Genomic DNA, 20557 nt, shown 5'->3' with positions numbered 1-20557 from the left:
CCGAAGATGCCGTCTGAATTTTTTCAGACGGCATTTTTGCCGACACGGTTTTCGTGCCGTGTCGGTTTTCCCGTCCGAAGGCATCGGACAAGCAGGGTGGTTTTTAGAAGCCGTTTTCCATCATGATTTGACCGGGGACGCGGTTGCGGTGCATGGCGTAACCCATATCGAGCAGCGTTTGGAAGGTGTCTTTGACCATTTCCGGGTTGCCGCAAATCATAAACCGTGTGGATTCCGGGGTGAACTTGGTATGCAGCGCCTGTTCGAGGCTGCCGTTTTTTAAGAGTTCGGGAATGCGTTTTCCGCCCAATCCGTCGGGATTGGCGGCGCGGGTGGTTACGGGGACGAAACGGAATTTGTGCAGGTATTCGCCGACTAGAGGGTGTTCGGAAAGGGCAGCGAGGCGGCTGTTGAAAATCAGTTCTTCCGAGAAGGAAACGGAGTGTATCAGGCTGACAGTATCGAAACGCTGCCAGATTTCGGGTTGTTCGAGAATGGAAAGGAAGGGGGCGATGCCGGAGCCGGTGCAGAGCATCACCAAATCCTTGCCGTCGGGGAAGCGTTCGGGCAGGAGGAAGCCGGTGGCATTTTTATCGAGCAGGATGGTGTCGCCCTGCCGCATTTTGGCGAAACGGGCTGACATGGGGCCGTCTTGGATGAGTACGGCAAAATATTCGAGCGTGTCGGCATATTCTGCGGAAACGATGGAGTAGGCACGCCAAATAAAGCCTTCACCTTCGTAGAAACCGAGTCGGGAGAACTGTCCGGCTTTAAAACGGTAGGATTCGGGACGGCTGATGGCGAAAGTGATGAGTTTCGGCGTGTGGTGTTTGACCCACAAAATCTTTTCTTCAGTGAATTTTGCTTCGGGTGAGGCTGCCATGTTGTTGTCCTTGAGTGTGTTTGTGGGGATTATAGCCAATTTGGGTGTTTTTTTCCGCATTTCCTGTATTTGAATGGCAATCAGGCAATATGCCGTTATCCGTTTGCCTGTTTCCAACACCCTATTTTTGCATCTCTTCGCGGATTTTCTCTTTAACCCATTGGGAGAAGTTAACTTTATCTACAAAATCCAATAACTCTTGTTCGGTATCGCGGTTAAATGAAACGCCGCGATGCGCCCGCTTTTCCTTTTCGTATCTCTTTTTTGATTCGGCTATTTTGTCTTCTTCCATAGGTATGCTCCTTGATTTTTTATCGGATTGCGTTAAAATGGCAGCAGGTTTGAATTGGAAGGGGCGCGGTGTTCTGCCACCCCTTTGTTTAAAAGCTATTTTCTAATTACATTCTTGAGCAGTTGCAATTAGAAGAATAATCAGCAATATAAACAATTTCCAATTCATTTTTTGCTACCTTTCCATTCAGACTTAACTTGCCCCGATTGGTTGCCGCCTCTCGGGGCTAAGTGCTTTCTGAATGGTTGTATTATATTTCGTTGTTACGAAAAAGTCAAGCCTTACCTCCGATAAAATCAAAGAAAAATGCCGTCTGAAGCCCTGTTCAGACGGCATTTATGTTACTTGAGCCGATTTTTAAACTCTTTTCGGATTTGTTCTTTAACCCATTGGGAAAAATCAACTTTATTTGCAAACTCAAGTAAATCTTTCTCGGCTTCGTTGTTAAAAGAGACATTTTTTATCGTCCTCTTGGCTGCCGCCCGTTTGCGGTATTCGGCCAGTTTTTCATCAACCATAGGTAATCCTTGATTTTTAAAACTATTGTAGTAAAATGGCTCGTAGAAAGGTTGGCGAAAGGGGCGCGGTGTTCTGCCACCCCTTGTTATTTCAGTTTTTCATTAGTAGGCTGGAGCGCAAACTAACAAAAGAAACAGGAATAAAATAACTTTCGCCATTTCTTCAAGCCTCCTTTCTATCCGATAAGCCCCCGAAGCTGCCACTTCGGGGCTTTGCTTTATCGAATGGATGCATTATATTATGTATAGACATATGCCTTCACGCAAAATCATCCATATCGACATGGACGCGTTCTACGCATCGGTAGAGCTGCGCGAACAGCCGCATTTGAAAGGGCGGCCGGTGGTCGTCGCGTGGGAGGGTACGCGTTCGGTGATTTGCGCCGCATCGTATGAGGCACGGCAGTTCGGGCTGCATTCCGCGATGTCGGTGGCAACGGCGAAAAGGCTGTGTCCGCAAGCGGTGTATGTGCCGCCGCATTTCGACTTGTACCGTCAGGTTTCCGCGCAGATTCACGCCGTATTCAGGCGTTATACCGATTTAATCGAACCCCTGTCGCTGGACGAAGCCTATCTTGACGTTACCCGTAATTTCAAAAACATCCCTTACGCCAGCGAAGTTGCCAAAGAAATCCGTGCCGCCATTTTTGCGGAAACGGGTTTGACTGCATCCGCAGGCATCGCGCCGAACAAATTTCTGGCGAAAATCGCATCGGACTGGCGCAAGCCGAACGGGCAGTTTGTGTTGCCGCCGCACAAAGTCATGGCATTTTTGGAAACCCTGCCTTTGGGCAAAATCCCCGGCGTGGGCAAGGTAACGCTGAGAAAAATGCAGTCGCTGGGTATGCAGACGGCGGGCGATTTGCGCCGTTTCGAGCGCGGTGAACTCTTAAACCATTTCGGACGCTACGGCTACCGCCTCTATGATTTGGCGCGTGGTACGGACGAACGCCCCGTCAAAGCCGAACGCGAACGCCTCCAAATCTCCACAGAAATCACCCTGCCCGAAGACTTGCCGCTCGAGCAGGCTGCCGGACACCTGCCCCATCTTGCCGAAGATCTGTGGCGGCAAATCACGCGCAAAAACGTCGAAGCCCAAAGCGTAACGCTCAAGCTGAAGACCTACGATTTCCGCATCATCACGCGCACGCTGACTTATTCCTCCGTATTGCCCGATTGCGCAGCTCTGCTGCAGGCTGCGCAAATGTTGATGGCGCGCGTCCCGCCACAGACGGAAGACGCGTTCCGCCTCATCGGTATCGGTGTCGGCCGCCTTGTGCCGAAAAACCAACAGCAGGGCTTGTGGGCGTAAGCCGATTTACCACGCCGTCCAAAAAACATACCGTCTGAACGGTTTTCAGACGGTATGGCTGCTTTATAGTGGGTTAACAAAAATCAGGACAAGGCGACGAAGCCGCAGACAGTACAAATAGTACGGAACCGATTCACTTGGTGCTTCAGCACCTTAGAGAATCGTTCTCTTTGAGCTAAGGCGAGACAACGCCGTACTGGTTTAAATTTAATCCACTATACATTGTCTCCGGCTTCGTTTCCCTATCTTGGGTTAATCCGCCGGACCGCCTTTTTTCATGCTGTCGAGCCTTCCGATTATATCGGCAAGGTTGCGCCTGCCTTCTTCCTTGCTGACAATCGGCTCGCCGCCTTTGCGCCCCAGGATTTTCAAATCTTCCTGCGGCATTTCGTCTATGAATCGGCTGGGTTCGGGGAACTGCCATGTGCCTTGTTTTTTGCGTTTGACGCAGTGGGTCAGTGTGAGTTGGCGTTTGGCGCGGGTAATGCCGACGTACATCAGGCGGCGTTCTTCTTCGACGTTGCCTTCTTCGATGCTGTCGTTGTGCGGCAAAACACCTTCTTCGCAACCGACAAGGAAAACATACGGATACTCCAAACCTTTGGCGGCGTGTAGCGTGGATAGCGAGACGGCATCGGTTTCTTCTTCGTCTTTTCCTTCCAAAAGCGTCATCAAGGCGACGGTTTGGGCGAGTTCGATGATGTTTTTGCCGTTTTGCTCGCCTTTGCGCTCTAGCCAGCCGGTCAGGTCGGTAACGTTGCGCCATTTGATTTCGCCTGCTTTTCCTTCTTCGTTGTCCAACAGGTGGTTTTCGTAGTCGATTTCTTTCAGTAAGTTATGAATAAGCTCGCCTGCTTCGCTGGTTTCGGCTTTGGCGCGGTAGTTTTCAATCATATCCATGAAGGCTTGCAGGTATTGGCGGTTGGTATGGTTCAACAGGGCAAGCGCTTCTTCGGTTTGCGCGGCTTCATATAGGCTGCATTCGTGTTCGTGCGCGTAGGTATTGAGTTTGCCCAACGTTACATCGCCGATGCCGCGTTTGGGTGTGGTGACGGCGCGTAGGAAGGCAGGATCGTCGTTGGGATTGGCAAGCAGGCGTAAGTAGGACAAAACGTCTTTGATTTCGGCTTTGTCGAAAAAGCTTTGTCCGCCGGAGAGTTGGTAGGGAACGCGTGCGCTGCGCAAGGCTTCTTCAAAAATCCGCGCCTGATGGTTGCCGCGGTATAAGACGGCGAAATCGGCGTATTGGGTTTTGTCGCCGCCGACCAGTTTCTGCTTGACGATTTGGCTGACAACCCAGTCGGCTTCGTGCTGCTCGCTTTGACAGGCAACGACTTTGACAATTTCGCCTTCGCCAAACTGAGACCAAAGTTTTTTGGTGAACAACTTGGGATTGTTTTCAATCACTTTATTGGCGATTTTGAGAATCCGCGCGGTGGAGCGGTAGTTTTGCTCCAGCTTGATAACCTTCATCTGCGGATAGTCTTCCTGCATTTTACGCAGGTTTTCCATGTTCGCGCCGCGCCAAGCGTAGATGGACTGATCGTCATCGCCGACGGCGGTAAACATACCTTCCGCGCCGGTCAGAAGTTTCATCAACGTAAATTGGCAGGTATTCGTATCTTGGCATTCGTCAACCAACAGATAACGCAGCCGCCGCTGCCATTTGTTGCGTACTTCGCTGTTTTGCTGCAACAGCACGGCGGGCAGGCGGATTAAGTCGTCGAAGTCCACTGCCTGATAGCTTTGTAAGGTTTCCTGATAACTTGCATACACGCGCGCGGTTTGTTGTTCCCACGCATTAGAGGCCGTCTGAACGACATCTTCAGGCGTTTTTAAATCGTTTTTCCACAGGGAAATCTGGTGTTGCGCTTTGAATACGGCTTCTTTGCCCGTACCGCCCAGAAGTTCGCCGATGATTTTCGCGCTGTCGGTGGAGTCGAGGATGGAGAAGTTTTTTTTGTAACCGATATGGTTCGCCTCTTCGCGCAAAATCTTCATGCCTAAAGAGTGGAACGTGCAAATCGTCAGCCCGCGCGTTTGCGACTTGGGCAGCATTTTGGCGACGCGCTCCTGCATTTCCGCAGCGGCTTTGTTGGTAAAGGTAATTGCGGCGACGGTATGCGGCAGATAGCCGACATTGACAATCAAATGCTTGATTTTTTGCGTAATCACGCCGGTTTTTCCGCTGCCCGCGCCTGCAAGGACGAGCAGGGGACCGCCGAGGTAACGGACGGCTTCGAGTTGTTGGGGATTGAGTTGCATTGTGTTTTGATGCCGTCTGAAATCAGTCCGCGCCGCTTTCGAGGCAGTCAAGTGCCGCACGGAGGGCGGATACGCCGATTTGCCCGGGCGCGGAGTTTTGCGTTCCCGAACCGAATGTGATGCTTGAGCCGAACGTTTGTCCGGCAAGGCGGCTGACCGCCCCCTTTTGCCCCATCGACATCGTAACAACCGGTTTGGCGGCAAGCTGTTTCGCTTCGAGCGTGGCAGAAAGCAAAGTCAGCACATCTTCCGCGCTTTGCGGCATCACCGCAATTTTGCAGATGTCCGCGCCGCAGTCCTCCATCTGTTTCAGACGGCATACGATTTCTTCTTGCGGCGGCGTGCGTTGAAACTCATGATTGCAGAGCAGGGCGGCGATGCCGTTTTTTTGAGCATCCGCCACGGCGCGCCGGACGGCGGTTTCGCCGGAAAACAGCTCGATATCGATAATGTCGGGCAGGCGGCTTTCAATCAGCGCGTCGAGCAGTTTGAAATAATAACCGTCCGAACACGGGAACGCGCCGCCTTCGCCATGCCGTCTGAACGTAAACAGCAGCGGTTTGTCGGGCAGCGCGTCGCGGACGGTCTGCGTGTGGCGCAATACTTCGCCGATGCTGCCCGCGCATTCCAAAAAGTCGGCGCGGAACTCGACGATGTCGAAGGGCAGGTTTTTGATTTGGTCAAGTACGGCGGAAAGTTCGGCGGCATCGCGGGCGACAAGCGGCACGGCGATTTTGGTGCGTCCGCTTCCGATAACGGTATTTTTGACGGTAAGGCTGGTGTGCATGGCGGTTGTTGCGGCTGAAGGGAACGGTAAAGACGCAATTATAGCAAAGGCACAGGCAATGTTTCAGACGGCATTTCTGTGCGGCCGGCTTGATATGAATCAAGCAGCATCCGCATATCGGAATGCAGACTTGGCACAAGCCCTGTCTTTTCTAGTCAGTCCGCAGTTCTTGCAGTATGATTGCACGACACGCCCTACACGGCGCGTGCAGGATACGGCGGCAGACCGCCGGTCGGAAACTTCAGAATCGGAGCAGGCATCATGTTGACCCCCACGCAGCAAGTCGGTTTGATTTTACAGCACCTCAAAACGCGCATCTTGGACATCTACACACCCGAACAGCGCGCCGGCATCGAAAAATCGGAAGACTGGCAGCAGTTTTCGCGCCGCATGGATACGCATTTTCACAAATTGATGAACGAACTCGACAGCGTGTACGGCAACAACGAAGCCCTGCTGCCTATGCTGGAAATGCTGCTGGCGCAGGCATGGCAGAGCTATTCCCAACGCAGCGCGTCCCTGAAAAACATTGACATCGAACGCGAAAACAACCCCGATTGGATTTTGTCCAACAAACAGGTCGGCGGCGTGTGCTACGTTGATTTGTTCGCCGGCGATTTGAAGGGTCTGAAAGCCAAAATCCCTTATTTTCAAGAGCTTGGTCTGACCTACCTGCACCTGATGCCGTTGTTCAAATGTCCCGAAGGCAAAAGCGACGGCGGCTATGCGGTCAGCAGCTACCGCGATGTCAATCCGGCACTGGGCACAATAGGCGACTTGCGCGAAGTCATTGCCGCGCTGCACGAAGCCGGCATTTCCGCCGTCGTCGATTTTATCTTCAACCACACCTCCAACGAACACGAATGGGCGCAACGCTGCGCCGCCGGCGACCCGCTTTTCGACAATTTCTACTATATTTTCCCCGACCGCCGGATGCCCGACCAATACGACCGCACCCTGCGCGAAATCTTCCCCGACCAGCACCCGGGCGGCTTCTCGCAACTGGAAGACGGACGCTGGGTGTGGACGACGTTCAATTCCTTCCAATGGGACTTGAATTACAGCAACCCGTGGGTATTCCGCGCAATGGCGGGCGAAATGCTGTTCCTTGCCAACTTGGGCGTTGACATCTTGCGTATGGATGCGGTTGCCTTTATTTGGAAACAAATGGGTACAAGCTGCGAAAACCTGCCGCAGGCGCACGCCCTCATCCGCGCGTTCAATGCCGTTATGCGTATTGCCGCGCCCGCCGTGTTCTTCAAATCCGAAGCCATCGTCCACCCCGACCAAGTCGTCCAATACATCGGGCAGGACGAATGCCAAATCGGTTACAACCCCCTGCAAATGGCATTGTTGTGGAACACCCTTGCCACGCGCGAAGTCAACCTGCTCCATCAGGCGCTGACCTACCGCCACAACCTGCCCGAGCATACCGCCTGGGTCAACTACGTCCGCAGCCACGACGACATCGGCTGGACGTTTGCCGATGAAGATGCGGCATATCTGGGCATAAGCGGCTACGATCACCGCCAGTTCCTCAACCGCTTCTTCGTCAACCGTTTCGACGGCAGCTTCGCGCGTGGCGTACCCTTCCAATACAACCCCAACACGGGCGACTGCCGCGTCAGCGGTACGTCCGCCGCATTGGCAGGCTTGGCTCAAAATGACCCCCACGCCGTCAGCCGCATCAAACTTCTGTACAGCATCGCATTGAGTACCGGCGGGCTGCCCCTGATTTACCTCGGCGACGAAGTGGGCACGCCCAACGACGACGGCTGGGCGCAAGACGGCAACAAAAGCGACGACAGCCGTTGGGCGCACCGTCCGCGTTATAACGAAGCCCTGTACGCGCAACGCAACGATCCGTCGACCGCAGCCGGGCAAATCTATCAGGGCTTGCGCCATATGATTGCCGTCCGCCAAAGCAATCCGCGCTTCGACGGCGGCAGGCTGGTTACTTTCAACACCAACAACAAACACATCATCGGCTACATCCGCAACAACGCGCTTTTGGCATTCGGCAACTTCAGCGAATATCCGCAAACCGTTACCGCGCATACCCTGCAAGCCATGCCTTTCAAGGCGCACGACCTCATCGGCGGCAAAACTGTCAGCTTGAATCAGGATTTGACGCTTCAGCCCTATCAGGTCATGTGGCTCGAAATCGCCTGACGCACGCTTCCCGAATGCCGTTTGAACCGTTTCAGACGGCATTTGTGCCGAAGCGGACGGTAGTCCCCAAAAGGGAAACATGCGATAATAGCCGCCCATCACATCCCGCGCCGCAGCCCGTGTTGCGCCGCATCCTACATACCGCATTTGTTCCGGAGTAACCCCAATGTCAGACGACAAAAGCAAAGCCCTTGCCGCCGCACTGGCGCAAATCGAAAAAAGTTTCGGCAAAGGCGCCATCATGAAAATGGACGGCAGCCAGCAGGAAGAAAACCTCGAAGTCATTTCCACCGGATCGCTCGGATTAGACCTCGCCCTCGGAGTCGGCGGCCTGCCGCGCGGGCGCATCGTCGAAATCTTCGGCCCCGAATCCTCCGGCAAAACCACCCTCTGCCTCGAAGCCGTCGCCCAATGCCAGAAAAACGGCGGCGTGTGCGCCTTTGTCGATGCCGAACACGCCTTTGATCCCGTTTACGCCCGCAAACTCGGCGTAAAAGTCGAAGAGCTTTACCTGTCCCAGCCCGATACCGGCGAACAGGCTTTGGAAATCTGCGACACGCTCGTCCGTTCGGGCGGCATAGATATGGTAGTCGTCGATTCCGTAGCCGCACTCGTCCCCAAAGCCGAAATCGAAGGCGATATGGGGGACAGCCACGTCGGACTGCAGGCGCGCCTGATGAGCCAGGCTTTGCGCAAACTGACCGGACACATCAAAAAAACCAATACGCTGGTTGTATTCATCAACCAAATCCGGATGAAGATCGGCGTAATGTTCGGCAGCCCCGAAACCACCACCGGCGGCAACGCCCTCAAATTCTACTCCTCCGTCCGCCTCGACATCCGCCGCACCGGATCCATCAAAAAAGGCGAAGAAGTATTGGGCAACGAAACCCGCGTCAAAGTCATCAAAAACAAAGTCGCCCCCCCGTTCCGTCAGGCAGAGTTTGACATCCTCTACGGAGAAGGCATCAGTTGGGAAGGCGAATTGATCGACATCGGCGTGAAAAACGACATCATCAACAAATCCGGCGCGTGGTACAGCTACAACGGCGCGAAAATCGGTCAGGGCAAAGACAACGTCCGCGTCTGGCTGAAAGAAAACCCCGAAATTGCCGACGAAATCGACGCAAAAATCCGCGCCCTCAACGGTGTAGAAATGCACATCACCGAAGGGACGCAGGACGAAACCGATGGCGAACGTCCCGAAGAATAAAACCTGAAATCCCGATAAACGGTACTTCTGCTGCGAAGTACCGTTTTTTTGAGCCGCCTCCGAACGGCTTGATTTGAGTTTTGGTATTTTTGCCCGACATGGTGAAAAATACAGTTGCTACGCCTTACCCTACACACTTGTCCCGCGTCCTCTGAAATACACATCCGCCCGTTATGCGATACGGTTTTCCCGTTGCGAACCATCGGACGGGGCAATAAAAATGCCGTCTGAAGCCTTTCAGACGGCATTTTTCAACGCTTCTGGGTTGTTACCAGATATAGCCCACGCCGACACCGCCGCCGGCTTTGCTTCGGGTATTGATGTTGAGCTGGCCTTTGACCACCCATTTGCCGTTGTCGCTGATGCTGGAGTAGCCGACGGCGAGTGCGCCTGTCGAACCGTATGCGCCCGTTGCGGCGGAAATCATCGATTTTCCGGGCAGGTACGATTGCGGCAAGGCGGCTGCGGCATTCGCACCGGCGGCAACGCCTTCCAGTTCGCGTTTCAACGCCCTGACCATACCGACGGCCTGATCGGCGATGCCTTTGGTTGCCGCATACAGCTGGCTGCCGTTAATCGCATCGGTGGAAGTGGCGGAAATTTCGCCTGCCGCAACGTTTTGGATACGTCTTTCTTCGCCGCTCGCGCCGACAGAAACCGCACCGTGCGCCGTCGCGCCGGCAAAGCCGTTTACCGTACCCGTCGCGCCGGCGGTTGTGGTATTACCCGCCGTGCCGTCGGATTTCAGGTTGCTGCCTGTATCTTTTGTCGCGGTCGATTTATTACCCAGATAAACAGAGTTTTCAACTGTAGCCCCTAACGCTTTAGGAACGGTAACGGTAGTCTCTTGACCGTCTTTGTCCTTAACGGTTGCGGTTTCGGTATCAACTTCTCCATTGGCTTTATATTTCGCATTAACCCCATTACCCAACACAAACGTGTTTTTAGAAGTAATACGGTTATCGTTACCGAAAGCGTAGCTGCCGCTTGCACCATCTTCGATGTAGTTCGGATCGCCGAATGCGCCGGATTTTTCCGCATTCACAACGTTGCCCGTACCAATCGCCACTGTGTTATCGCGCAATGCTTTTGAGCCGTAGCCGAAGGCAATGGCATTTTCGCCTGCCGCATCGGCTTTCGCACCAATCGCCGTTGCATATTTGCCACTTGCGCTGGAATCGATTTCATTGCTTCGTTCGATTCTGCTAGTCGCTTTGCCGTCGTTGGAGTGGAAGAACTTAATCCCTTGCTCATTCATATTGTAGATGGCTTCGACCACCGAATTGGTGATCACTTCTTTTCTGCCTTCCACATTATAAGTGGTCAATAACGGGGTTTTACCGTCTTCGCCCACCACGACGTTGTGATACGTTTTGTTGGTATCGTTCGCGTTTCCGGCTGTGCCGACGTTTACCGTTTTACCATCCTTATCTACCGTGATACTCGTGATATTCGGTGTTTTGTTGCCGGTCAATGCGAAAATCTGGCTGCCGTTTACCGCCTGTTTGCTGGTTGGCGAAATATCGCCATTGGCCACATTGTCAATCACCACGCCTTTGCCGTTCGATTGATTGTTCGGATCAAGGCTGACAACGTGTTTTTCATCGGTGGAAACTTTTGAATTATCAACCGCTTGTGTTGATTTATCCGCAGTACCGTCAGCTTTGGCGTGATACCACTTGTCATCGTTGTCTTTCACAACTTTCTTGCCGTCTGAATCCACGTTACCGAGGGTAACTTCTTTGCTCGTATCAGCCGTACCGTCAGTTTTCAGTTCATACCATTTTCCGTCAGCATTTTTAACGATTTTCTTACCGTTTGCATCGGTGTTGTAGATTTGCGTTAAAGGCAATTCCACATCGGTTTTCACAAAGGTTGTGGTTACTTTTTCGCCGTTTGCATCGGTGCTTTCCACCGTTGCCGCGCTCACTTTGGTATTTTTGCCGTCGGCAAAACGGACTTTATCGTTGGCATTTACGGTTTCCGCCTTATCTTTAGACAATTGCTTGTCTTTTGCGCTTTCCGCAAAGGCTTTTTCAGCTTCCGCCGCATCAGCCAAACCAAGCTCAAAGCCTGATTTCGCAATCGCATCAGCCACTTGGTTACCTGTAACATAACCGGAACCTTTGTTGTCTGTTGACTTAATATCTGTAGATGAAATTTCCTTATCTAATTTAGGCTTACCGTTTTCATCACGTTCATAGTATTTCCCATCGATAACAACCGCTTCAACAGTAGAATTATCGTTCTTGGTTACACTGACTTTATTGGTTACTTCGCCTTTAGCCAATTCAAAGGTAATTTCGCGTGTACCGTTATTCAATGTTTTACCGGATACATTGATACCGTTGCCGCTTTTGAATTTCACTTCGTTCGCATTCCGCACCTGAGCGTGATATTCCGTTGAGCCGCCTGTGGTTTTGTCCGCAGAAATGACCCAGCCCAAGCCGCGCAAATCGCCCACGGTTGCGGCGGTATTGTCGGCAACAGTCGGATGATTATCCGCGCCTTTTTCATCCAAATTGGTCAAGCCTTTATAGGCAGTATCATTATGCTTTTCAAAATCTGCAATAGTGCCATTTGCCAACATATGACCATCACCAAATTTCTTCAGTCCGCTCACAACGTTTTTAACCGCTTTATTACCCGCGCTGATGCCGTCTGAACCGATTTTAACTTTATCGGCATCAGTTACATTACCGCCATTCGCGCCGGTTGCCGGCGTAAAGGTCAAGCCGTCTTTGGTAATCTTCGTGCTTGCACCGTTTGCACCATTCGCCGTGTCTTTAAACTCCACGCTCTTCACGCCCGTCAATTCATCTTTGAGCGCGTAAGTGAAGTTTGTGCCCTCTTGTTTGACCTTCAGATTATCGCCGGCTTTCAAAGTTACTTTATCGCCCGACTTCACTAAAGTATCGTTGGATGTGCCATCGGTCGCTCCCGTGCCGTCAGTGCCGGTGCCGACTTTCCAACCCAGTTTGTTCAGGCTGTCTACCAATTTTCCAGCCTCAACCAAACCGTTAGTAGAATTTGCACCATTCAGAATCGTAGCCTTACCGTCTGCGCCAACCTGAACAGAACCCTCTTTCGGCGTAAAGGTAACTGTGTCGCCGGTCGCACTAATTTTCAACAACTCGCGGTCTGCGGATTTAAATTTAAAATTCAAACCATTGCTTAAAGTTTGAGTTGCTTCGCCGTCGTTGGTATCTGCACCGCCATTGGCATAAGCATTGCTCGCAGTTAAAGTAACCTTTTGGTCTTTCAAGGCTTTCAACTGCTTAAAGCTGACCGCATCGGTATCTTCCGTGCCGTCCGCAACATTGGTGATTTTCACCGGATCTTTACCGCTTGCCGATACCAATTTCACTTTGGTTTTCGCCAGCTTGTCGGTGTCGACTGTTTTAGCCATATCCGCCGAACCGTCATCTTTGGCTTCGTAATACTTATTGCCCACTTTCACAACGGTTTTGTCGTCTTCCGTAACATATTGGACCGGCAAGCCCGTTACATCCACACGGACGGTTGTCTTTTTGTGATTTGCATCGGTTGTAACGGTTACATTTGCGTTTGCGCCGCTGGCAAATTCAACGGTGTCATAAGGTGAAACAAAATCAACATTATCAACTGTACCGCCAATCGTTTTTGCGCCGCGAATATTCCAACCTGCATTTAATACATCCCCCACGCTTGCAGCACGATTGCGTTCTGCGTCATTGATTGCTTTGTCCAAGTGTGCAGTTTTTCCACCTACACGAGGGTCATCCAAAGTCGAAGCAATACCGTTTAAGTGGACATTGCCGTTTTGACCATTCGCACCCGGTTTCGCGAAGTTCAACCCTTTACTATCACTAGTAATATCAACCTTATCCGCATCTTTACCGATGGACAGCTTCTCACTCAAAGTCGCGCTGTCTGTCTCAATGCTTTTCGCCAAAGCAAAGGTAACGGATTTGCCGGTCTTATCCAGCTTGGCTTTTAAGTTTTTGCCTGCTTTAAAGGTTAAGGTGTCGCCTGCTTTAAGGGCTTGGTCTGCATTATCAGCTTGTTGATTGTCCTCAATTTCATCTTCTGTGCTTTCCACTTTCACAAAGGTTGCCGCACTATTGATAGCATCCGCAACATCGCCGACAGTTGCCACTTTTTTCTTGTCAGTCTCGGTTGGTTGCTCGCCATTTGCATCAGTAGCTGAAGCCTTAACAACCACTTTACCGCGATTAGTATCCGCAGTTTGACCTTGCGTAGGCGCATTAGTGTTTACGTCAGCAAAGCTACCTTTGGCAACAGACGCACCGTCAGCATCTACAGTTAATAAATTATCCTCGCCAGTTTTAGTTTTAACCTTGAGTTTGATTTTGCCATCAGCAGTATCTTTCTCAAGACCATCGCCAACTTTGGTTTCTGCCACATCAATGGTAATGGTGTGTTTGCCGTTTGCAGAAGTGGAAGTAACCTTCGCACCGCCTTTGCCTTCAAACAACACTTCATCCGCCTGTTTGACTTGTTGGTTTGGATCATCCGCCGTACCGTTTTTGGTTGACAATACCCAGCCCAATTTACGCAAATCGCCTACGGTTGCCGCCGTATTATCGGCAACTAAGAAGTGTTGCTTATCTGCACCTTTTTCATTCAGATTTAATAAGCCTTTATAAGCGTCTTGAACGTGTCTTTCTGAATCTGCTATCGAATTATCAGCTAACTTAAAATTCGCATCGCCATAAGCATTCAAACCGCTTGTAATATTCTTAACGGTTTTACCGCCGACGCTAATGCCATCTTTGGTTACGCTGATGGCGTTTCCGTTAGACGCACCTGTGCCGCCCGCACCATTAGCTGCTGGAGTGATGGTTAAGCCGTTTTGGTCAATCTTGGTGCTTGCACCGTTTTTACCGCTATTCGCTGTACCTTTAAGCTCAATGCTGGTCAGGTCTTTCAGCTCTTTTTTCAGCGAGTAGGTGAAGTCTTTGCCGCTTTGTTTGATTTTCAGGTTGTCGCCCGCTTTAAAGGTTACTTTGTCGCCAGCTTTGACTTCTTGTTCGGTTGCGTTACCCTCTTTTTCACCACCGTCTTCTGCACCAGCAGTCGCCGTCCAGCTTAAGCTGTTTAAGGCAGTTACCAAATCGCCTGCTTTAACCAGTTTTTTCTTGTCGTCTTCAGAAGTAATCTCTTTGACTTTACCTTTCGGAGTTGTGTTATCAACAGCACCATTTGCAGCCGCTCCATTCACAGTAAGCGTGGTCGTATCTGCAACGATTTTTTTGTTATTGTCAAACTTCAAGCCGTCGCCAACTTTCGCTTCGTATTTAACAGTAATACCACCAGCATCAGTTTTAGTTACAGTTGCTTTAGTTCCATCGCCATCATCAAAGGTTACATTTGTGCCTGATGTAACGGTTTCAAAATTATCTCCGGCTTGACCAGCTTGACCATTGGCAGCGGTTGTTTTAATTCTCCAACCCGCCTTGTTTACTGCATTAATCACAGCTTTTGCAGTAACCAAGCCGTTGCCGGTGTCTTTGCCATCATCTTCACTAACGGTTGCACCATTATTCGCATCTTTCAGGTCTTTGCCTGTAAACAGTTTGCCGTTGTGGTCTTTGATAACGGAAGTCTTCGCACCGATTTTAACGTCAGCACCTTTGCCATTCTCTTTTTGGGTTACAGTTACTGTCGTTGTGCCTTTACCATCATCTGTAAACTCCACAGTATCGTAAGTCGCAACAAAATCAACATTATCAACCGCACCGCCTACAGTCTTAGCACCTTTAATATTCCAACCTGCACGCAACACATCTTCAATGCTTGCCGCGTGAGATTTTTTCGCTGCATCCACATTTAAATCAACGTGTGAAGACTTCGCTCCTGCACTTGGCTCAGTTAAAGTAGTTGCAATACCATTTAAATAAATTCTCGTATCAGGCGCACCACTTCCTGCTACAGGTGTTCCATTTTCTTTTGTAAAGGTCAAACCGTCAGCCGTACTGGTTACATTAACTTTGTTCGTATCTTTACCAATCGACAACTTATCGCTCACGGTCGCGGTTTTCACATCAAGGTTTTTCGCCAAGTCAAAAGTAATTTCTTTTCCACTACGTTTAACTTTCAGGTTTTTACCTGCTTTAAAGGTCAAGGTATCGCCTGCTTTAAGGGCTTCTTCGGTATTATCTGCCTCATTGGCTGCTGCATCTTCAATATCTTCAGTAGAATTTTCTACTTTTACGAAAGTTTCTGCTTTGTTAATAGCGTCGGCAACATCCTTCACTGTTGCCACGTCCTTATCGGTAGCATCAGTTCCATTCGCACTTTTCGCTTTTACCTGACCTTTCTTGTCGCTATTGGCTGTGGTGCTTACAACTTCAAGCTTGCCTTTGGCAACAGATGCGCCGTCAGCATCCACAGTCAATAAGTTGTCATTGCCTGTTTTTACTTTCAGTTTGAGTTTGCCGTCAGTAGTCTTCTCGATGCCGTCTGAAGCCTCGATTTTGGTTTCTGCAACATCAATCGTTACGGTATGTTTGCCGTTTTCGGTTTTTGCGGACACGGTGGCTTTGCCTGTGCCTTTGAACTCGACTTCTTCGGCGTTTTTAACGGCGGCGTGGAATGCCGTACCGTTATTATCTGTAGTTTTATCAGCCGAAAGCACCCAGCCGAGTTTACGCAAATCGCCTACGGTTGCGGCTGTGGTGTCGGCTACGGACGTGCCTGTGCCTGCCGCTCCGGTATTCGGTTGGCTCAAGTCAATCAGTCCGTTTTTGGCGGCGGCAACGGGATTGCCTGCTTGTCCTGCCGCATTGGCTTGATTGTCCCCGTAGGTTTTCAAACCGCTTGCAACGTTGGTAATGGCTTTATTACCCGCACTAATGCCGTCTGAACCGATTTTGACTTCGGTAGCCGTACCGCCATTTGCCGGGGTGGTAGAAACAGTTAAACCATTTTCAGTAATTTTGGTTGTGGTTTTGCCGTTTCCAGCCGTACCCAAAGTAATGCTGGTCAAGCCTGCAAGTTCGTCTTTCAGCGAATAAGTAAAGTCTTTTCCAGACTGTTTCACTTTTAAGTTCTTACCTGCTTTGAAGGTTACGGTTTCTCCTGCTTTAACCTCTTGAGGAGTTTGATTTGCAGTAGGTTCAACTTCGCCATCAGTATCCGCTTCAGCTTTTGCTTTCCAGCTTAATTTGTTTAACGCATCAACTAAATCGCCTGCATTAACCAGTTTTTTCCCATTTCCATTGGTTGCGTCAGGGGCAGTAACTTTACCGTCTGTTACGGTAAGCGTGGTCGTGTCTGCAACGATTTTTTGGTTATCAACCTTCAAACCGTCGCCAGTGTTTACAGTGATTTTTTTATCATCGCCAATCTTCAAGCCATCGCCTGTATCTACAGTGATTTTTTGATTATCAAGCTTCAAGCCGTCTCCGGTGTTTACATCGTATTTGACGTTGATGTTGCCTGCATTATCTTTGCTTACGGTTGCTGTGGTCGCATTGCCGTTTTTGAAGTTCACGCTCGTGCCGGATGTAACGGTTTCAGGACTGTTCGCATTCACGGCGGTTGCACCGGTTTCGGCAGTCGTCCCCTCGCCGGTTACCCTCCAACCGCTTTTGTTCACGGCATCAATTACGGCTTTTGCAGTAACCAAGCCGGTGCCGGTGTCATTGTCGTTAGTTGCATCAGGTTTGGCATTATCTTTACCATTTTGACCTGTAACCAACTTACCGTCTTTTTCTTTGATAACAGAGGTTTTCGGTGTGAATTTTACTTCGGTTGTTTTACCGTTATCTTTAGCTGTTAATACGACATCAAGCGTATTTTTATCGCCTGTAATAAATTCAACATTGTCGTAACCCGCCACCAAATCAACATTCTCGGTATTACCGCCTGCAACTTTAGCCCCTTTAATGTTCCAGCCTGCATTTAAAACATCTTTCAAGGTAGCCGCTCTCGTTTTTTCAATCTCACTAGGCGAGAAGGTTACTGAAGTTGATGAACCTGTATTTGTAGTTACATCAGGCAAAGTTGAATCCAAACCATTCAAATGAACATTTCCGTTACCTGCTTTAGCCAATTTCAAGCCATCTGCATCGCTGGTAATATCAACCTTATCCGCACCTTTACCGATGGACAGCTTCTCACTCAAAGTCGCGCTGTCTGTCTCAATGCTTTTCGCCAAAGCAAAGGTAACGGATTTGCCATTCTTATCCAACTTGGCTTTTAAGTTTTTGCCTGCCTTAAAGGTCAAAGTGTCGCCTGCTTTGAGGGCTTGGTCGTCAGTGGTGTTTCCGTTTGCAGCATCATTTTCAATATCATCAGTAGTGCTTTGTACTTTCACGAAAGTTGCCGCATCGTTAATCGCTTTGGCGACATCAACCACCGTGGCGACTTTTTTCTTGTCGTCATCGGTTGCATTCGCAAGGTCTGCTACATTTTTTACAGTTACCTTACCGCGATTATCGCCATTAGCTTGTCCTGCATCGGTTGTTACGTCATTAAACTCCCCTTTTCTAACAGTAACAGCGCCTTGGTTACCTGAGACTAATAAGTTTGTTATATCTCTCTCATCTAGTATGTTTAACTTAAGTTTGCCATCATTACCTGTTGTAAGACTTCCATCAGTTTTCACTTCATACTTAACAGTGATATTTCCACTTCCATCTTTAGTTACAGTTGCCTTCGTGTTATTGCCATCGGCAAAGGTTACATTTGTGCCTGATGCGACAGTTGTAAAGTCGCCATTTTGACCATTAGCATCTGTCGTTTTAATTCTCCAACCAGCCTTGTTTACTGCATTAATCACAGCTTCCGCAGTTACTAAGCCTTTGCCTTCGTCTGCATCTTCAGTTGCATTTGCTGGCGCGCCAGTATTTGCATCTTTCAACTGTTTACCAGTAACCAACTTACCGTCTTTCTCTTTGATAACAGAAGTCTTCGCACCGATTTTAACTTCGGTTCTCTTGCCGTTGTCTTTGCTTTCCACATTAACAGTCGTTGTTTCCGTATCTGCGCTCAAGAACTCGACTGTGTCGTAAGTGCGGACGAAATCAACGTTATCGGAAGCTGTTGTACCGGGGTTAACGCCTTTAATGTTCCAGCCTGCGTTTAATACGTCTTTGACGCTTGCCGCACGTTTTTTCTCGTCATCCGTAACGTTGCCGCTGGTTACGTTTATGGTCGAGCCGGTATTCAGCAGCGTATCGGTCAAAGTCGAACCGATACCGTTCAGATGAACCGTGGTGTCGCCGTTTGCCCCGGCCGTTTCTTTCGCGAAATTCAAGCCTTTGGCATCGCTTGTGATATTGACTTTATCGCCGTTTGCGCCAAACGATAATTTTGCAGTTTCAACACCGTTCAAGCCTGTAAGATTTTTTTTCAGGGAGTAGGTGAAGTCTTTGCCGTTTTGTTTGATTTTCAGGTTGTCGCCTGCTTTGAGGGTAACTTTTTCGCCTGTATTGACATCTTGTTCGGTAGGTGCGGTGTTTGCAGGGTCAAGTTCGCCGCCGTCTTCTTTATCGGCGGTGATTTTCCAAGAGCCGCCTGTGTTTGCGCCTTGGGTTTGGGCGGCTCTGATGGTAACGGTGTGTTTGCCGTTAGCAGTTGAACTGGTTACGGTAACGCCGTCTTCGCCTTTAAATTCTACTTCGTCGCCGTTTTTGACGGTCGAGGACGTGCCGTTGCCGGCTGCGGCAGCACCGTTGGTGGTTTTAAGCTGCCAGCCTAATTTGTTTAACTCGGTTGCCAAATTGCCTGCGGTGACGAGTTTTTTCTTGTCATCGTCTGATGCAGGGGCGGTTACTTTGCCGTTGGTAACGGTAAGATCAACGGTATCGGCAACGAGTTTGTCGGTTTGAGTGTCAATCTTCAAGCCGTCGCCTGCTTTTACTTTGAACTTGGCGGAACGTCCCTCTTGGTTGATTTCAATCCCGCCGTCTTCGCGGAGGTAGAGGTAGCTGCTTTTATACTGAGGTTTAGCTTCTGAACTTTCAGAGTTTTCTACTGAGATGGTAACCTTTCCCTGATCGTTATCAGTGTTACCAAAGTCAGTTTTTGTCGTTCCATCCTTACCCACAACAACAAGACCAAACTTGTAATTAGAGTTACCACTTTCATCATCTGTCTGATAATCATCTGTAAAACTCGGGTTATCAGGGTCAAAGTTGTTATCCGGTACGGTACCCCCCCCGAACCGTTGGTGCTCGCCTGTGCCGTTGCGGACAAGAGGGTCGCCAATACGGCAACCGCCGCCGTCGCGGAGGCGCGTTTGGTGTGGTTGCGGGTGAGTTCGGATACGACTACCCAGGCATTGAGGGCCGAATTCCAAATGATGCGGTATATTTTGTTCATTTTGTTTTCTCTTTCTGTTTGTTTGAATGGTTAAAAAGGGGTTTGGGGGCGGATGGTGCGGCATCCGCCCGGTGTTTTTTGGGGGTTGGGGTTTTTCAGGGAAATTCCCTCAACTTGAAATCCCGTCATTCCCGCGCAGGCGGGAATCTAGTCCGTTCGGGTTGGGGTTTTTCCGATAAATTCCTGTTGCGTTGCGTTTCTGGATTCCCGCTTTTGCGGGAATGACGGTCGGTGGGGGTTTGTGTGGTTGTTGGCGGATTGGTGGGCTGAAGCCCACCCTACAGCCCACCTTACAGCCCAGCCTACCGGATTCCCGCGTTCGCGGGAATGACGAAGTTTCAGACGGCATTGCCCTCCGTCATTCCTGCCTGCGTGGGAATGACGGTCGGGGGTCAGCGGAAGAAGTCGCCCACTCCGGGGGGCAGACCTTGTGTGAATGCGCCCATTGTTTTGTTTGCGGTTTCTTCGGCTTTGCCACGGGCGGATTTGAGGGCGGCGAGGATGAGGTCTTCGAGCATTTCTTTGTCGTCGGCGGCTTCTTGAATCAAATCGGGGCTGATGTCGATTTTGCGTACTTCGTGCGCGCAGGTCATTGTGATTTTGACCAATCCGTTGCCTGCTTCGCCTTCTACTTCGGTTTCGGCAAGTTTGGCTTGTGCTTTTCTCATATTTTCCTGCATTTGCTGCGCCTGTTTCATCAGGCCGCCTAATCCGGCTTTTCCGAACATTGGTAAAACTCCTGTCTGTGTTGATTGGATAAGGGAAACGGCAATGCCGTCCGAA

General features: G+C 50.2%; 10 protein-coding genes and 2 pseudogenes. 3 read left to right on the top strand and 9 right to left on the bottom strand.

Annotated elements, in window-relative coordinates:
• Positions 1-103: 103 nt before the first annotated feature.
• The 3 genes from Q3O06_RS05135 to Q3O06_RS05125 all read right to left on the bottom strand — a co-directional run bounded on the left by Q3O06_RS05135 (position 104) and on the right by Q3O06_RS05125 (position 1693).
• Complete coding sequence (locus Q3O06_RS05135; protein ID WP_301817969.1) at positions 104-883, bottom strand: ferredoxin--NADP reductase; 780 nt, start codon at positions 881-883, stop codon at positions 104-106.
• Between the two features lie 121 nt (positions 884-1004).
• Complete coding sequence (locus Q3O06_RS05130; protein WP_021439734.1) at positions 1005-1175, bottom strand: hypothetical protein; 171 nt, start codon at positions 1173-1175, stop codon at positions 1005-1007.
• Between the two features lie 341 nt (positions 1176-1516).
• Positions 1517-1693 carry a hypothetical protein gene (locus Q3O06_RS05125; RefSeq protein ID WP_167435370.1) on the bottom strand — a complete coding sequence of 59 codons (177 nt, stop codon included), beginning with the start codon at positions 1691-1693 and terminating at the stop codon, positions 1517-1519.
• Positions 1694-1946: 253 nt separating this feature from the next.
• Between Q3O06_RS05125 and dinB the strand changes: the two genes are divergently transcribed.
• Complete coding sequence (gene dinB, locus Q3O06_RS05120; protein ID WP_301817979.1) at positions 1947-3005, top strand: DNA polymerase IV; 1059 nt, start codon at positions 1947-1949, stop codon at positions 3003-3005.
• A gap of 252 nt (positions 3006-3257) precedes the next feature.
• Here the strand turns inward: dinB and rep are convergent, their stop codons facing one another.
• Positions 3258-5270, bottom strand: coding sequence for a DNA helicase Rep (gene rep, locus Q3O06_RS05115; RefSeq protein ID WP_301817968.1), 2013 nt, complete (start codon positions 5268-5270; stop codon positions 3258-3260).
• A 22-nt stretch (positions 5271-5292) separates the two neighbouring features.
• Positions 5293-6057 carry a type I 3-dehydroquinate dehydratase gene (gene aroD / locus Q3O06_RS05110; RefSeq protein ID WP_301817967.1) on the bottom strand — a complete coding sequence of 255 codons (765 nt, stop codon included), beginning with the start codon at positions 6055-6057 and terminating at the stop codon, positions 5293-5295.
• Between the two features lie 261 nt (positions 6058-6318).
• On the opposite strand from aroD, the gene Q3O06_RS05105 reads away from it, so the two are divergent.
• Together Q3O06_RS05105 and recA are read left to right on the top strand one after the other, a co-directional pair.
• Positions 6319-8229 carry an alpha-amylase family protein gene (locus Q3O06_RS05105; protein ID WP_301668188.1) on the top strand — a complete coding sequence of 637 codons (1911 nt, stop codon included), beginning with the start codon at positions 6319-6321 and terminating at the stop codon, positions 8227-8229.
• 166 nt (positions 8230-8395) lie between these two features.
• Positions 8396-9442, top strand: coding sequence for a recombinase RecA (gene recA, locus Q3O06_RS05100; RefSeq protein ID WP_002223618.1), 1047 nt, complete (start codon positions 8396-8398; stop codon positions 9440-9442).
• 268 nt (positions 9443-9710) lie between these two features.
• Here the strand turns inward: recA and Q3O06_RS05095 are convergent, their stop codons facing one another.
• The 4 genes and pseudogenes from Q3O06_RS05095 to Q3O06_RS05075 form a co-directional block, all read right to left on the bottom strand.
• Positions 9711-18785 carry a Hia/Hsf adhesin N-terminal domain-containing protein gene (locus tag Q3O06_RS05095; RefSeq protein ID WP_441338286.1) on the bottom strand — a complete coding sequence of 3025 codons (9075 nt, stop codon included), beginning with the start codon at positions 18783-18785 and terminating at the stop codon, positions 9711-9713.
• A gap of 270 nt (positions 18786-19055) precedes the next feature.
• Positions 19056-19499, bottom strand: a pseudogene (locus tag Q3O06_RS11160) (hypothetical protein); the annotation flags it as partial.
• Between the two features lie 122 nt (positions 19500-19621).
• Positions 19622-19774 (bottom strand): annotated as a pseudogene (locus Q3O06_RS11155) (ESPR domain-containing protein); the annotation flags it as partial.
• A gap of 392 nt (positions 19775-20166) precedes the next feature.
• The gene (locus Q3O06_RS05075; RefSeq protein WP_301817965.1) at positions 20167-20502 is read right to left on the bottom strand and encodes a YbaB/EbfC family nucleoid-associated protein; all 336 of its coding nucleotides are present in this window, start codon (positions 20500-20502) and stop codon (positions 20167-20169) included.
• Positions 20503-20557 lie beyond the last annotated feature (55 nt).

The organism is Neisseria maigaei (assembly GCF_958267405.1).
Taxonomy (GTDB): Bacteria; Pseudomonadota; Gammaproteobacteria; order Burkholderiales; family Neisseriaceae; genus Neisseria; species Neisseria bergeri.
This window is presented reverse-complemented; position numbering and strand designations above follow the sequence as displayed.